The organism is Pseudomonas sp. PS02303 (assembly GCF_029959925.1).
Classification (GTDB): Bacteria; Pseudomonadota; Gammaproteobacteria; order Pseudomonadales; family Pseudomonadaceae; genus Aquipseudomonas; species Aquipseudomonas mandelii.
This window is the reverse complement of sequence record NZ_JASCOM010000025.1, coordinates 1-15,106: the sequence shown is the minus strand read 5'-3', so window position 1 is coordinate 15,106 and position 15,106 is coordinate 1. Positions and strand designations below refer to the sequence as shown.

Below are 15,106 nucleotides of genomic sequence, written 5' to 3'. Positions count from 1 at the left end.
AGAGCGAATTTATATATGAAGTACTTTTTTGTTCTTGCTTTGTTTGCTACTGCTGCTGCTGGCGCTGCCCCTGTAGATGTCTGTTATCCCACGGAAGGGCCTAAGCATTTTTTATCGCAGTGGACCGAAGACTCACGCACAATCGATTTGCTTTCACGGGTTGAGGATGAGAAATTTTCAATTGAGGAAGGGAAATCGTCTATAACGAAGACTTCATTGGTGATGGAGTGAAGGACTTTATTTTTCTTTCATATTCTAGCGCGGGTTCCAGTGGTGATTTTACTTACGGATTTTTTGTCCAGTGCCAAGGCTTTCTGAGGAATGTGGAAGGTGATTACTTTGCAGATGTAAAAGTTGTAGATAGCCATCCAGAGAATACTCCATATAAAGATATTCAGATCCATTCATATAATAGAGATAAACAAGATCAAATTATGCACAGAGATGGAATGCCGCTGACTACTCCCCATCTTTGGCGCTTTAATTCAGAAACGAAGCTGTATGAAGGTGAGTCAAGATAAGTGGAGGTTGAAAGTGAAAAGTTGACGGATTTATTTATGATGATGCGGTCGCCAATAAATAAATCCGTCCCCTTTTCCTTAAAGAGCGAAGTTATTAGGATATCGGATAAGTCCGATGCTATTAACCTTTACGGTCGTTTGAACTGGGATTCGACAAATCCAAAAATTCAGGATATGGCAATCGATTTGATTTATCGAGGTGACTACACTGGCGATTCGAGGGCTCTTATTCAAAGGCATATGACTGACAATAATTTGTCTGCATTTTCAGGTGTAATAGGCGATCGTTCAAAATGGGGCAATGTGCCTGAAGATCGGTTCAATGATTATCTTAGGTGATTTATGAAGTTTTCGAAGTGGATACCGTTATTTTGTGCTTTTTACATGGGGCACGCAGCGGCGGAAATACCAGATATCGGCCCGGTCTCAGAGGTCGGAGCCGGTCGTGTTGGCGATAATGTCGTCAGATATGTAAAAATATTTGGTAAAAGCTGTCTTGAAGTTCAGGTGATTAGCCCTGAGAAAAATTGGAAAGTTTTGTCTTCTTCGAATTTTTGTACCTTTGAAGGTAAAAAATTTGGTTCGGATTTTGCCGATGCTGGTTTCGAAGATATTTCGGTGAAAGCTGACGGTATCCATTTGACACTGAGTCTTACCCCTCTGCAGCCAACCGGTGAGCAGCGCAGAAGCTGCGTCATTCCTGTCGTGGCGACGGTGATTAAAGATCTGAGCTGTTCCGAAGCAGGGAAATAACCGAGTGGAGTCGGATTAGTTTAGCTGTCTTCATCTCTGATGAGGACGAGCATCAAATTAATCCGTCTCCTTGATTGAATGTGAGTCTGGTGAATAAAGATTACTCTTTTAGATTGAGGGTTATGTGGTCGCGGTCGGGTAGTTTTGACTGTTTTATTAGTTGTGTTTTCGAACTATAAATTAATTTGTTCGATATTCTACAAGTGTCTGCATCAATAAAAGGAAGTAGTATTGAGTAAGTTGTTTTGGTTGGGGGTGTTCTTATGTCCTTCGATTGTGGCCGCTGAACCGATTGTTCACAACCTGCAATCGTGTACGCAGGATGGCAATGTCACGATTAATTGCTCGGTGGTGCTAGATAGTAATGGTTTTATATTGGATGCCGGGTCCGGCAAGATGCTATCTGACACGGCGGAGCCGACTGGAGCTTTCAATTCGTTTGAACTCTATCGGGATGGCAGTCAATACATTCTGGCTAATGAAAATATTTCCAGGGCTCGGTCCCGTCGCTGGGTGGTGTTTGGATACGAGGGTGGAAAGATTGATCTACAGAGGATTTACATCTTCTCATTAGATACCGCCAAACAGTCAGGGCCTTACTGGCACGGCTACGATTGCCGACCTGACTTCAAATTATTTACTCCGCGAAGTGGCGTGCCTTTCAGCGAATCAGCTATGCAGGCACTGTGTGGAGATGTTGAAGGTAACGTGGTAGTGGTGCCGAAAGCCCCAGCCATCTCCGTCCCCTCCAAATCCTTGGCTGTAAGTGTTCCCGTGTATAGAGCCGGAACCCGTGTCGGGGCTGCAACTTACCTATTTGCTGGAAGTGATGAGCCGAATCTGCTGGCGCTGGCCTGCCTGTCAAATTGCGTTTCCAGCACCTCGGAAAAGGCTAAGCTTCCTGCGGGGAATGCTTCATCTGCTTCAAGTGTATCCGCTATCGCAAAGGAAACCTGCAACCCTGACAGCTTTACCAATCCCGATTTGATCATTTGCGGCCAGCAAAGCTTCGAAAAAGTCGACGCTGTGTTGAATGAGCAATACAAGAAAACCCTGGCCAGCTTGTCTCCCGCAGACAGGAAGCAACTCACCGATGTGCAAAGAAGATGGGTGCGCTTCAAGGAAGCGTATTGCGAGGATCTGTATCAAGCGGTTTTGCCGGGAGCGGAGGCGCCCATCGATAAGCTTACGTGCTTGGCGCAGACAACCACTGCCCGGTTGGGTGAGCTCATTTATCTACAGACAGGTATGCCGAATGATGGCTTTTACAAAGCTGCTTCGTTGATGGCAGGGCAGGATCGCGAAAGCGGTCTGAAGGCCTCGATCAATCTGCTCGGAGGGGGTGACTTCGACGATCCGGTTTGGAAGCAGTATGCGGACGGACAGTGCGAGATGAGTTTTCGTTTGTTTCGTGAAGACCTCGCTTATTGCGCTGTGCGGATGCGTTTTCAGTTACCCATGAACCGTTAAAGGAATGGAATCTATGAGTTGGTGTCTCAGGGCGCTCAGATGGCCTCCGACTCTTTTTTGGAAACCGAATGGAAGTGAGAGTAGGGCGAGCACATGCGATTCAAGTATTTAGCCATTTCATTGCTCGGCCTGCTGTGGACGGCACCGGTATTTGCCGAGGCAACCACTTTCAGCCCAACCAAAAACGTCGAAGCGACGCTCGTGCTGGAAGGCTCAATGTTAACGGTCGCTGTTAAAAGCGATACCCAAAGCGAATCTCGGACAATCGATTTTCAAGCTGAAAACGAACTGCATGTGCAAATAGACGATTTCAATTTCGACGGTGCAAAGGATTTTGCGGTCTGGCAGATCGATGACGGAATGGGCACCTACACCATTCACAGGATTTTTGTTTACCAGCCCGAAGCAGGTTTTTTCAAGGAGCTGACTCCAGCTTGTGGCGACGATTTCTCCAATCTGCGGGTAGAGCGCGACAAGAGAGCTCTGCTTAGCACCTACTGGGAAATGAATGAGCCAAAGCTTTGTGTCACCGATCTCTCCCCTGATTCGGTTGCTCGGATTTCATCTGAATAGATCAAGGATAGAAGACAGTGAAACGCTTTTTTTTCAGCATTCTTTGTGCGCTGACTTTCCAGGCCGCTCTGCCGGTTTCAACGGCGTTTGCTCAGGATGAGTGCAACGAGATCATGACAAGCCTACAAATTGATAAGTGCTCTGAAGCGTCGAAGGCTGGTGCTGATTCACAGTTGAATACGAGTTATCACGAACTGCTGGCGCGGCTCGAAACCCAGTATCAAGCCAATCCCGAATTGGGGGCGACGTATGCGGTGAAGGTGAAGGAGTCGCAGCGTGCGTGGATTAAGCTTCGCGATGCGAATTGCCATCTTGAGGCGTTTGAGCTTGAGCCCGGCAAGCCTGCTTATGTCACGACAGTGAACAGTTGCATCACGGGAATGAGCCGAGAGCGTTCGGTTTATCTGGACAAGATTGCACCTGACATTTCGGCTGGTCCAGCCGCTCAAACTGCTGACGTTGTCTGCCCATCCTCTGACTTCAACACTTTTCTCGCTTCCTTCTCTGAGAGTGCGGCCATTCAAAAGGTCTTCGTCCAACGGCCCCTAACTTTTGTGGTGACGGTGAATGCTGAGCCGGAGCCGCGACAAGAAAAGCGTTCGCTGAAGGACGATCAGATCAAGTTTCCACTCGTGCCTGAGCGTGCGAAGCGAGAGGCTGAAGGTTTGATGCTAACCGTCAAAGAGCAGAGAGGGGATAAGGCGACGGCCATTTTGCAAAAGCCTGATACGGACTACGTGGTTGAGTATCGCTTCGTGCGTGGGCAATGTTGGATGCTTACTGAAGTCTCGGATTTCGCACTGTAGAAATCTTTAGGAGCGCGCCAATGTTGGCGCGCTCCTTGTTCCTGCTTACACCTTCCCCCGATGCTCCGCCGGATTCGGCGAATCAATGTGATCCAGCGCTCGCTCCACCAACAACCGGACCCCATCCGCCAATCTGCTAAGCGCTAAAGCTAAGGAGCGTCGTGCTCCGTCCACGTCGTCGGCCAGGTTGGCGGCGATGGCGCTGATGGATAGCAGGTCTTCCGAGGCGTTGGCCAGGAGGGCTTCGGTGTCGATATCGGGGGAGACGGCGAAGAGGTTGCCTTTGCGAGGCTTGGGTTTGTCGCCGGGTGGTGGGGCGAAATGGTGGTTGAGGGCGCGTTCGGCGGCTTCGTGGAGTTTCTTCGAATCGAGGGATTCGTAGGGGGAGGTGGCTTCGTTTTGTGGTGGATTAGGTGTTGGCTTGATCATAAGTGTTATCCCGTAATTATGGAGCCGACACCGTTTCGCTTGCACTTCGAAAGAGGTGGCAGCTGTGCATAGGTGTGCAAGACCGGCGGGATTACCCGGCAGACCCGAAGGTCTCCCATACACAACTGCCATAACGGTTCGCGAGCATAGGAAAATGCTCGATGAATTGCCATAACCATTGTGTATCCCGCCGGACTTGCACGTCCGTGTCACCGATTTTGCGGTGACGAACAAAGCCTATCGATGAAGCGCACGGCTGCCTAGTTCACGAACAGCACCACGTGTTGAAGGAAATGTCCGATGGAGTCGAGCGTAGAAAGCTCAAAATTTCCACGCTTTTAAACACCCTCGTTTCGTCAATGACTTGGTAGTCATCAGCGTCAAAAACCACGGCATCTTCTTCTATCGCTGCACAACAGTGGCGTTCTCGCTTGAAGCCGCTACACTGCGCCGGCCGTTCACTTTTCTCTTGAGGCTGTGCGCATGAAATTTCGTTTTCTTCTGTGGATGCTGGGTTTGTTGATGGGTAAGGCCAGTCGGACTAATCCTGCGTTTCAGCAGCAGTTGGGTGACAAGGAATTGGTGTTCCAGCTACAGACCCTGGACGGGAAAGTGGCGCGGCATTTCTTTGTGAAGGATCAGCGCATTACCAGCAAGTCGGGCATGTATGCCGAGCCGGCGTTTGCGATTGCCTTTAAAGACGCGGCGTATGGCTTTGCCACGATGCAGGCGAAGAACAAGCAGTTGGCGTTTATGACGGGGATTCAGGACAAGTCGATTCAGATCAAGGGCAATCCGGCGTTGGTGATCTGGTTTCAGGGGTTGACCAAGTATTTGAAGCCGAAGAAGAAGCCTGCTGCTGTTCGTTCATAAATCCAGTGCTGGCTCACGCTGTCATCATTTAGGCTCAAGAGGACAATAGAACTGTCAGTTTTTACAGGCGCGATAGGGTGACTGTGAATGCTCTACTCGGGGAGGGAGGTCCATAGCGGATTCCACTCACCTTGATGGAGCAAAATCATGAACCAGCTGAAACCAGCCAACTCAGGAAGCCTCGATCCGACATTTAACGGTTCTGGTGTTTTGGACTTTCCGCTCTCTGAAGTGTACGGATTCCCCGATGCGGTTCTCCCATTGGATGACAACAAAACGCTTGTTGCCATGAGGCCTACAGCGTTCAACGTTCCGGTCATAGTTGCGCGGCTGAATGAAGACGGGACGCTGGATCGCTCATTTGGCACTGCGCAGCGTGGCTTTGTTGAAGTGCCTTTCGAAGATAGTGACATCTATGTATTCGGGCTCACGCCTCTGGCTAATGGTGGGTGGCTGATCGTTGGCCAATACATATCGTTCAGCGGTGGCGGTTTGCTCATCGTGCGGCAGTTTCAGGATGGCCGACTGGATACGTCCTTGAATGGCGATGGAAAACTCTTCATTCCTTATGATGATTTGGGTAGTCCCCAGCACAGTGGGGTGACGCTGGAGGTTGCTGGCCGCCATGGCGAAAAGACTTCGGCAGGACGCTCCCGGGTCTCTGGCAACAGCGGAGTCTCTGTGGTTGAGCAGTCGGATGGCAAGATCGTGCTGGTCAGTTCCGTTATCAACACTTCCGGAAAACCGAAGGGAATTGTGCTGCGGCGTAATTCAGACGGCTCGCCCGATCTGACGTTTGCCGGGACTGGCTTCGCGATTGTCGAACTCCCAGGTGTCGAGCATGAATGGAGCGGTGCCGAAGGTGTTGCGGTTCAGGCAGACGGCCAGATATTGGTGACTGGCATGTACGTGAAACAGGACGAATCCATGGGAGCCTTCGTAACTTGCTTCAACTCACTGGGACAAGTAGACCGCACGTTTAATGGCGGCCTTGCGGTGACCATTCCGAGTCCTCGCTGGATGATGTTGAGCGCCATCACGGTTAGAGAAAGTGACGGCAGGATTGTTGCGGTGGGGAATTCGCGAGGGAAGGACGTTCAAAACGGGGTGATCGTCGTTTTAAACAAGAGTGGGTCCTACAATCTTCCTTTTAACAACGGACGGGCCCTTTTTTCTGAGTTGGTGCCGCAGGGGCAGGATTGGGCGCGCTGTGCGTTGCACGCCAATGGATCAATCAGTGTCACCGGAAGCACCGGGCAAGGCTTCGTCTCTGAGGAGATGGCAGTGGTGACGGCGCGTTATCTTTCTGACGGCTCATTGGACATGACATTCAATGCCGGTAAAGGCTTTGCTGTTTTTGACGGTGAGAAAGGGTTTGAGCACGCATTGGACATGGCATTAATGGCTGATGGACGCATTGTTATTTGCGGAAGCCTGTGGGGAGACGGTGAACCTTTGCCGAGCTTTAAGGGCGGATGGATGTTGCGCTATCTGGCTTGATTCACTCAGATAGACCGAGTTGGATTCCTCGCGGGCAAGCCTCGCTCCTACAGGGATTGCGTGAATCCTGTGGGAGTGGGCTTGCCCGCGATGCTTTTAGGCTTGGCTGAATTGCGAAGCCAGTTCGCGCAGCAGGACTTCGGCTTCGAGGACTTTGCTGACGACGTCGTTGGCTTTGTCGCGAGTCAGGCCTACGCGCTCCAGCAATGCGTCGGGGATGTCTTCGTCCGGACCGGAGCCGATGCCGCGGCTGCGCAGCAGGCGTACGGCCAGGCACACGAGGTTCGGGTATTCAGCGTAGGCACCGTCGTAGCTTGGGTCGTGCTGGAAGCGCAACGCAGTGGCCAGTTCGTCGGGCATGTCCCAGTAGCGCATCAGCCACGAACCAATTTGTTCGCGGCTGATGCCGAGCAGGTGTTGCTCGACGTAGCTGTGGCACAGGTGCGGGTTAACTTCCAGGTGACGGCAGATCAGCGAGAAGTGCGGCGGGAAGACGTGGGCCAGCAGCAGGTAGCCGAAGTTGTGCAGCAGGCCGGCGAGGTAGGTCAGGCCGGCTTCCGGGCGCTGGGCGCGGGGCATGGCGCGGGTCAGGCCTTCGATGACGGCGGCGGTGTAGATCGATTGCTGCCAGTACGGCGTGGTGTGTTGCGGGTGGTCTTTGGGCAGGCTCAGGGTTTTGCCCAGGGCCAGGCCCAGCGCCAGGTTGATCACCAGGTCGAAACCCAGGACGCGCACGATCGCGTCTTCCACTGAACGAATTTTGCCCGGCGAGGCGTAGTACGGCGACGCGGCCCAACTGACGACTTGGGCCGCCAGCGCCGGGTCGGTTTCAACCACGCCGGTGATGTCGTCGATGGTGGCGTTGGGGTCGACGCGCAGCTTGATGATTTTCTGCGCGGTCTCGGCCAGCGGCGGAATCTCGATGGTGGCTTCCAGGCGTTGCTGGATGCGTCGCGCAGTGAACGCCTGGACGGCCTGGGTGATTTCCTCGCGGTCATCGTCGGGGCGGTCGAGGTTGGGGCGGATGCTGGTCAGGTTCTCGCCGAAGTTGGCGGCGCTGGCCTTGGTCAGCATGCTTTTGAAATCTTCGCTGGTGATTTCCAGCAGCAGGCCCGGCTCGCCCGAGTTGATCAGTAACTTCGGTTCGCGCAGCAGGCTTTCTTCGTACAGGCACGGCGAACTGGTCAGCGCCGGCAGGCCAGGCAGCAGGCTCAGGTTGTGCTTGCCGAGCATTTTCACCAGGCGTTCGGTGGGCACTGCGGTGAGGCGGCGACCGGTCAATTCGGCGAGGCGATTGAGGTCAAGCAACTGGCTTTGCGGGAACAGCACCATCAAGGCGCCGACGGCGTCGTCCACCAGAACCGCCTGCACTTTGCGCGAGGCGTTGAGGCCGTGATGATCGAGGACTTCTTCGTAGGCAATGCCCAATTTGCCCAGCAGCAACCGAATAACAGACGGAGCGTGCAGGGGTTCCGGGGCGAGGGCAGCTTCAGTCATGGTCTGTATCCGTATTCAAACAATTGCAGGAGTATAACCAGCTTGTTTAAAAGCATCGTCCACAAACTGCGACGGTGCTCACACTTGGCCGTATTGCTGCCCATGGCGCAGCCAGCGGTCGAGCAACGGGCTGACGTGATCCGGCCAGCGCTCCAGCAATGCCTGGGCGGCGTCGCGTACGGCGGGCAATAGATCGGCGTCGCGCATCAGGTCGGCGACCTTGAATTGCAGCAGGCCGGTCTGGCGCGTACCGAGCATTTCACCGGGGCCGCGCAGTTCGAGGTCCTTTTCGGCGATGACAAAACCGTCGTTGGTTTCACGCATGATGCCCAGGCGCTGACGGCCGATCTGCGACAGCGGCGGATGGTAGAGCAGCACGCAATGGCTGGCGGCGCTGCCTCGACCGACGCGGCCGCGCAATTGGTGCAACTGCGCGAGGCCGAGGCGCTCGGGGTTTTCAATGATCATCAGGCTGGCGTTCGGCACATCGACGCCGACTTCGATCACGGTGGTCGCAACCAGCAGCTGCAAATTGCCGGCCTTGAATTCGGCCATGACGGCGGCTTTTTCCGCGGGCTTCATGCGGCCGTGGATCAGGCCGACCTTCAGCTCGCCGAGCGCGGCGGTGAGGTCTTCGTAAGTGGTTTCGGCGGCCTGGCAGGTCAGCTCTTCGGATTCTTCAATCAGCGTGCACACCCAATAGGCCTGACGCCCTTCGGCGCAGGCACCGCGCACGCGCTCAATGACTTCGACACGCCGGGTATCGGTGACCAATACCGTGTTGACCGGGGTTCGGCCGGGCGGCAGTTCGTCGAGGATCGAGGTGTCGAGGTCGGCGTAGGCGCTCATGGCCAGCGTTCGTGGAATTGGCGTGGCGGTCATGATCAGCTGATGCGGACACATCCGCCCGCCGACGCCTTTCTGCCGCAATGCCAGGCGCTGCTGCACGCCGAAGCGGTGCTGTTCGTCGATGATTGCCAGTGCGAGGTTCTTGAACTGCACTTCCTCCTGGAACAACGCGTGAGTGCCGACCACCATGGGTGCGCCATTGGCGATCTGCTCCAGCGCGGCCACGCGGTTTTTGCCCTTGAGCTTGCCGGCCAGCCACGCGACTTCAATGCCCAGCGGTTCGAGCCAGCGCTTGAAGGTGATGAAGTGCTGCTCGGCGAGAATTTCCGTGGGCGCCATCAATGCGACCTGATAACCAGCCTCCAATGCCTGAAGCGCGGCGAGGGCCGCGACCACGGTTTTGCCCGCGCCGACGTCGCCCTGAATCAGTCGCAGCATCGGTTCGTGCTGGCTCAGGTCGTAGGCGATTTCGTTGCCGACTCGTTGCTGTGCGCCGGTTGGCGTAAAGCCCAGATTGGCCAGGTATTGCGCCGGCAGTTTGGTGGCTTTCGGCATCGCCGGCGCGCGCAGGGAGCGCATGCTTTCGCGCAGACGTTGCTGGGATAGCTGATGGGTCAGCAGTTCTTCAAAGGCCAGACGGTGCTGCGCCCAGTGATGGCCGAGGGCAAGTTCGTCGACATCGGCATCGGCGGGCGGGTGATGCAGGTAGCGGATCGCATCGGCCAGCGGCGCGAGTTGATAGTCCCGGGCCAGTTCGGTCGGCAGCCAGTCGGGCAGGCTGGTCGGGCCGAGCATGGTCAGGGTTTGCATGCACAGTTGGCGCAAGCGCTGCTGGGTCAGGCCTTCGGTGAGCGGGTAGACCGGGGTCAGGGTTTCATCCACCGGCGGTGGCTCGTCGCCGGTGATGGCGCGGTATTCCGGGTGGTAGATTTCCAACCCCGACGCGCCGGGCCGGGCTTCGCCGTAGCAGCGAATCCGCGTGCCGCGTTTGAGGCCTTCTTTCTGGGCGTTGCTGAAATGGTAGAAGCGCAGACTGAGCCCGCCGGTGCCGTCTTGCAGACGCACGACGAGGCTGCGGCGACGGCCCATGACCACGTCGGCGCCGCTGACGGTGCCTTCGATCACGGCGTCCTGGCCCGGTCGCAAATGGCCGATCGGGACCACGCGAGTGCGGTCCTGATAACGCAGCGGCAGGTGGAACAGCACGTCCTGGAGATTCTCCAGGCCGACCTTGGCCAGTTTCTCGGCCATGGCCTCGCCGACACCCTTGAGTGCCGTGACCGACACTTGCGACAACTCGGTCATGGCAGCGACTTAGGCCGCAACCACCGGTGCTTGCGGCTTGGCCACCGAGCACAGGCGAATGGAGTCAGCGAGAATCTCGATGGCTTTCGGACGCGGGAAGCTCGCGCGCCACGCAATGGCCACGGTGCGGAACGGCACCGGAGGCGTCAGTGGGCGCACTTCGATCACGCCGGGGGCGTAGTGATGGCTGTCGACGGCCGACAGCGGCAGGATCGAAATGCCCAGGCCGGACGCGACCATGTGGCGGATGGTTTCCAGAGAGCTGGATTCCACCGTGGTGTGCTTGGCACCGTCGTTGCCTTTGGCCAGGGTCGGGCAGGCTTCCAGCACTTGATCGCGGAAGCAGTGGCCTTCGCCGAGCAGCAGCAGGCTCTTGTCGTTGAGCAGGCTGGCGTCGATGGATTCTTTTTGCGTCCACGGGTGCTGGGCCGGCATCAGCACGTAGAACGGCTCGTCGTAGAGCTGCAGGGTCAGCACGTCGGCTTCGTTGAACGGCAGGGCGATGATGATTGCGTCGAGCTCGCCGTTGCGCAGTTTGTCGCGCAGTACGTGAGTGAAGTTTTCTTCGATGTACAACGGCATCTGCGGGGCGACCCGGTGCAGTTGTGGAATCAGGTGCGGAAACAGGTACGGGCCGACAGTGTAGATCGCGCCGACTTTCAGCGGAGCGGTCAGCTGGTTTTTGCCAGCCTGGGCCAGTTCGCGAATGCCTTGGGCCTGTTCCAGGACTTTCTGCGCCTGGGCAACGATGCCTTCACCGACCGGAGTCAGGCGCACGGCACTCTTGCTGCGCTCGAAAATCAGCACACCGAGTTCGTCTTCAAGCTTTTTCACGCCCACCGACAGGGTCGGCTGACTGACGTGGCAACGCTCGGCTGCGTGGCCGAAATGCTGCTCTTGGGCGAGGGTAACGATGTAGCGTAATTCTGTGAGAGTCATAGCAAGCGTCCATGAAGTTGCGCGCCAAGCATAACGGCTGCAATCGATAGACGCACGTTATCAGAGTGAGTGTGCAGAGTGACACTGGGTAATGCCGGTTTGCCGCTGGCAGATACACAAAAGGCACCTTTCGGTGCCTTCTCTGCATGATCATGGACTTTTCTGCTGGAGGAGGCCCCTGTAGGAGTGAGCCTGCTCGCGATAGCGGTATACATTTACCAAAAAGGTTGAATGTGGTGGCCTGATCGCGAGCAGGCTCACTCCTGCAATGGTTTTGTGTTGCGTTTAGCGGCGGCGTTTTTCCAGTGAGTAGAGGAACGGCGCCGTGATTTCGATGGTGCCATTGGTCAGCATGTCCGCCGGTGGCTTGGGCAGCGGTTGGGCGAGGCGGATCATTTCCAGGGTAGCGCGGTCCAGATCGGCGGTGCCTGAGCGGCTCACCAGTTCGTACGACAACACATTACCTTCGCCATCAACGATGAAGCGCAGACGGTTGGTGCCTTGCTTGCCCCGATTCTGTGCACTCACCGGGTACTTTTTGTACTTGCCCAAGTGCGCGAGCAAAGTGCCTTCCCAGCTGGCCTTGGCAGCCTGTTGTGCAGGCGATGGGCCCGGTGCTGGTTGCGCGGATTTCTCCGTCGGTGCCTGGGTCGGTTGCGCGTCGCTAGGTTTCTCCTCTGACGGTTTCTCCTTCGGCGGCTCCGGCTTTTTCTCCACAGGCTTGGGTGGTTGCGGCTTCGGCTTCGGCTTGGGTTTGACCGGCTTCGGCACAACGATCTCGGCCTTCGGCACTTCAGCCAGTTTCGGGATCGGCAGTTCTTCCACCGGGGCCGGTGGCTGTGGCGGCGTTATCACCTTCGGCGGTGCCGGAGGTGGTGGGGCCGGAACCGGCGCCAACTCGACCATCATCGCCTGCGGAGGCAGCTCGATGGGTGGGCGCGACGTCCAGTTCAGCGCCAGCGCAATAGCCAGTGCATGGACGCCCAGCACCACGGCCAGGCTCGCGCTGTAACGCGTCAGCTTATGGCGCGTCGTGATCATTTCTTGACTGCCGTCTCGAGCCCGACCAGACCTACCTTCAGGTAACCGGCGGAGCGCAGATTGTCCATCACGCTCATAAGGTCGCCGTAATCCACGCCTTTATCGGCCTGGAAGAAGATCGTCGTGTCTTTCTTGCCTTGGGTCCTGGCGTCGAGGGTGGCGCCAAGTGCTTCGGCCTTCACTTCGTCTTCACCGAGGAACAGGCGCTGGTCAGCCTTGACGCTGAGGAACACCGGCTTCTCTGGCCGCGGCGCCGGTTTGGCGCTGGAGGCGGGCAGGTCGACCTTGATGTCCACGGTGGCCAACGGAGCGGCCACCATGAAGATGATCAACAGCACCAGCATCACGTCGATGAACGGCGTGACGTTGATTTCATGGTTCTCGGCCAGATCGTCGTCTGCGCCTTCTTTCAAATGCAAGCCCATGGCTGATTACCCTACTTTGACCATGTGGGGTTGCGCGGAGCGCTCGGCGGTCGGCAGGTGATCGAGGTCGCGGCTGACCAGCAGCAGGACTTCAGCCGAGGCATCGGACACTTGCGCCTTGTAGCCAGCGATGGAGCGGGCGAAGACGTTGTAGATCACAACAGCAGGAATCGCCGCAACCAGACCCAGCGCGGTGGCCAGCAGGGCTTCGGCGATGCCGGGGGCGACGACGGCGAGGTTGGTGGTCTGGGTTTTGGCGATGCCGATGAAGCTGTTCATGATGCCCCACACGGTGCCGAACAGGCCCACGAATGGCGCGGTGGAACCGATGGTGGCGAGCACGCCGGTGCCGCTGCTCATGTTGCGACCGCAGGCTGCAACCAGACGCTCGAGACGGAAGGCAACACGTTCCTTGATGCCTTCTTTCTCGCGGCTGTTGACAGACAATCGCATCTCTTCCAAGGCGTCATGCACCAGCAGGTTGGCGAGGGTGCCTTGCTTCGTGGCGGTGGCGCTGGCTTCTTTAAGGGTGGTGGCTTTTTTCAGGTGGACGATTTCAGTGCGCAGACGCCGCTTGGCGCCCATCAGCTCGAAGCCCTTGGCGATCCAGATGGTCCAGGTGATGATCGAGGCGATGGCCAGACCGATCATCACGATTTTCACGATAATGTCGGCGTTCTGGTACATGCCCCAAGGCGACAGGTCGTGGGCCATGCCCAGGGTGTTGTCGGCTTCGAGAACTTCAGGGACGTCTTCGGCATCTACTGCCTGAGCCGGGTCGGTTGCGGCGGGTGCAACGGCGGGGGCGGCATGATCAGCCGGGGCTGGAGCAGCGGTGGCGGCCGGAGTGGCCGGAGCTTGTACGTCAGCGAAAGCGGCGGTCGGTGCCAGCATCAGGCTGAGCAGCAGGGCGGCCACTGCGCTCCAGGCGCGAGGTCGTTTGGTTGGCGAAGCGGGGAATTGATTGCGTGTCATGCTGGCCGGACCTGAAATAGAAAAACGGTAAATGCTCTTCCAGGCCTCGTAAGGCCGAGAACAAAAGTGGCGTGCATTATTGCAAGTAATTCTTGTTAACAAAAGTAATAGAGTATCTTTTTTTCCTTCATTGCTAGCCGCTCGTCCATTGTCGGCGCTAGTCTTTGCCTTTCTGATGGGAGTTTTCTGATGTCTGCGCCTTCTGTGTTGATCGCCGGCTGTGGTGATGTCGGCGGTCGTTTGGCCACGCAATTGATGGCTTCCGGGTGGGAGGTTCATGGCCTGAGGCGGGACGTCTCGCGCCTGCCCGAGGGGGTCATTGGCGTTGCCGGCGACTTGTTCGATAAGGACTGTCCTGAGACGTGGCCAATCGGTGCCGTGGATTACCTCGTTTATTGTGCGGCCGCGACCAATCACGATGAAGCCGGTTATCGCGCCGCGTATGTCGAGGGGTTGGAGCATGTGCTGGAGTGGCTCGACGACTACGGGCAGGTACCGAATCGCTTGCTGTTTGTTTCCAGCAGCAGTGTGTATGGCCAGCAGGAGGGCGAGTGGGTCGACGAGACTTCGCCGACCCTTGCATCAGGCTACTCGGGTCGATTGATGCTGGAGGCCGAGCAAGTGGCACTCCAGAGCGGCATTCCGGCAAGCATCGTGCGCTTGACTGGCATCTACGGCCCGGGCCGCGAATGGCTGCTGACTCAAGTGCGTCGTGGCTATCGCGTGGCGGTTGACCCGCCGCTGTATGGCAACCGCATCCACGCCGATGACGCGGCGGGCTTGATGGCGTTTCTGCTTGAAGCGGATCGACGCGGGGTGGCGTTGGATGACGTCTACATCGGTGTCGACGACGCGCCAGCGCCGCTGGCCGAAGTGGTGGGCTGGTTGCGTGAGTATCTGGGCGTGACCGAGTGGGCTGACGACGCGAGCGTACGGCGCACGGGCAGCAAGCAATGCAGCAATGCCCGGGCGAAGGCCCTAGGCTGGACGCCGAAGTACCCAAGCTATCGAGAAGGCTACGCCGCCATTCTCGAAGGCCGCTGCTGACTTTCATGCGTCCAAAATACCTGTAGAAGCGAGGCTTGCTCGCGAAGGCGTCATAACTTCCAACATCTATGTTGGCTGTTACATCGCCTTCGCGGGCAAGCCT

17 protein-coding genes are annotated in these 15,106 nt (G+C 56.7%); 10 read left to right on the top strand and 7 right to left on the bottom strand.

Features of this window, described 5'->3' with window-relative positions:
• Positions 1-15: 15 nt before the first annotated feature.
• From QMX98_RS09325 to QMX98_RS09295, 7 genes are all read left to right on the top strand, one after another.
• The gene (locus QMX98_RS09325; RefSeq protein ID WP_282410627.1) at positions 16-231 is read left to right on the top strand and encodes a hypothetical protein; all 216 of its coding nucleotides are present in this window, start codon (positions 16-18) and stop codon (positions 229-231) included.
• Entirely contained in the window at positions 228-521 is a 294-nt protein-coding gene (locus QMX98_RS09320; protein ID WP_245006789.1) for a hypothetical protein, read from the top strand. The genes QMX98_RS09325 and QMX98_RS09320 overlap by 4 nt, the downstream gene beginning before the upstream one ends.
• Positions 522-860: a hypothetical protein gene (locus QMX98_RS09315; RefSeq protein WP_221107784.1), complete on the top strand. Its 339-nt coding sequence runs from the start codon at positions 522-524 to the stop codon at positions 858-860. It begins immediately after the preceding gene.
• A gap of 3 nt (positions 861-863) precedes the next feature.
• Positions 864-1,274: a hypothetical protein gene (locus QMX98_RS09310; protein ID WP_138739042.1), complete on the top strand. Its 411-nt coding sequence runs from the start codon at positions 864-866 to the stop codon at positions 1,272-1,274.
• 231 nt (positions 1,275-1,505) lie between these two features.
• Positions 1,506-2,744, top strand: a complete 1,239-nt coding sequence (locus tag QMX98_RS09305) for a lysozyme inhibitor LprI family protein (RefSeq protein WP_245006788.1) — start codon at positions 1,506-1,508, stop codon at positions 2,742-2,744.
• 93 nt (positions 2,745-2,837) lie between these two features.
• The gene (locus QMX98_RS09300) at positions 2,838-3,317 is read left to right on the top strand and encodes a hypothetical protein (protein ID WP_059181945.1); all 480 of its coding nucleotides are present in this window, start codon (positions 2,838-2,840) and stop codon (positions 3,315-3,317) included.
• A gap of 17 nt (positions 3,318-3,334) precedes the next feature.
• Entirely contained in the window at positions 3,335-4,123 is a 789-nt protein-coding gene (locus QMX98_RS09295) for a lysozyme inhibitor LprI family protein (RefSeq protein ID WP_234452916.1), read from the top strand.
• Positions 4,124-4,168: 45 nt separating this feature from the next.
• Here QMX98_RS09295 and QMX98_RS09290 read toward each other — a convergent pair whose 3' ends face one another.
• The gene (locus QMX98_RS09290; RefSeq protein WP_077748570.1) at positions 4,169-4,552 is read right to left on the bottom strand and encodes a DUF6124 family protein; all 384 of its coding nucleotides are present in this window, start codon (positions 4,550-4,552) and stop codon (positions 4,169-4,171) included.
• Between the two features lie 483 nt (positions 4,553-5,035).
• Between QMX98_RS09290 and QMX98_RS09285 the strand changes: the two genes are divergently transcribed.
• Together QMX98_RS09285 and QMX98_RS09280 are read left to right on the top strand one after the other, a co-directional pair.
• Positions 5,036-5,425, top strand: coding sequence for a helicase (locus QMX98_RS09285; RefSeq protein WP_282410626.1), 390 nt, complete (start codon positions 5,036-5,038; stop codon positions 5,423-5,425).
• 147 nt (positions 5,426-5,572) lie between these two features.
• Positions 5,573-6,925 (top strand): delta-60 repeat domain-containing protein, encoded by a 1,353-nt coding sequence (locus QMX98_RS09280; RefSeq protein ID WP_282410625.1) that lies wholly within the window; start codon positions 5,573-5,575, stop codon positions 6,923-6,925.
• Between the two features lie 96 nt (positions 6,926-7,021).
• Here the strand turns inward: QMX98_RS09280 and QMX98_RS09275 are convergent, their stop codons facing one another.
• From QMX98_RS09275 to exbB, 6 genes are all read right to left on the bottom strand, one after another.
• Positions 7,022-8,422 (bottom strand): aminoacyl-tRNA deacylase and HDOD domain-containing protein, encoded by a 1,401-nt coding sequence (locus tag QMX98_RS09275; protein WP_077748573.1) that lies wholly within the window; start codon positions 8,420-8,422, stop codon positions 7,022-7,024.
• Between the two features lie 78 nt (positions 8,423-8,500).
• A complete protein-coding gene (gene recG, locus QMX98_RS09270; protein WP_010465238.1) occupies positions 8,501-10,576 on the bottom strand; it encodes an ATP-dependent DNA helicase RecG in 2,076 nt (691 codons plus the stop codon).
• Positions 10,577-10,585: 9 nt separating this feature from the next.
• Positions 10,586-11,515 carry a hydrogen peroxide-inducible genes activator gene (locus QMX98_RS09265; RefSeq protein WP_010465236.1) on the bottom strand — a complete coding sequence of 310 codons (930 nt, stop codon included), beginning with the start codon at positions 11,513-11,515 and terminating at the stop codon, positions 10,586-10,588.
• 285 nt (positions 11,516-11,800) lie between these two features.
• Complete coding sequence (locus QMX98_RS09260; protein WP_010465234.1) at positions 11,801-12,556, bottom strand: energy transducer TonB; 756 nt, start codon at positions 12,554-12,556, stop codon at positions 11,801-11,803.
• On the bottom strand, positions 12,553-12,981 hold the full coding sequence (gene exbD, locus QMX98_RS09255) for a TonB system transport protein ExbD (RefSeq protein WP_010465232.1): 429 nt from the start codon (positions 12,979-12,981) through the stop codon (positions 12,553-12,555). Before exbD ends, QMX98_RS09260 begins: the two co-directional genes overlap by 4 nt.
• A 6-nt stretch (positions 12,982-12,987) precedes the next feature.
• Entirely contained in the window at positions 12,988-13,956 is a 969-nt protein-coding gene (gene exbB / locus QMX98_RS09250; protein ID WP_282410624.1) for a tonB-system energizer ExbB, read from the bottom strand.
• 189 nt (positions 13,957-14,145) lie between these two features.
• On the opposite strand from exbB, the gene QMX98_RS09245 reads away from it, so the two are divergent.
• A complete protein-coding gene (locus QMX98_RS09245) occupies positions 14,146-15,003 on the top strand; it encodes an SDR family oxidoreductase (protein WP_282410623.1) in 858 nt (285 codons plus the stop codon).
• The last annotated feature ends 103 nt before the right edge of the window (positions 15,004-15,106 follow it).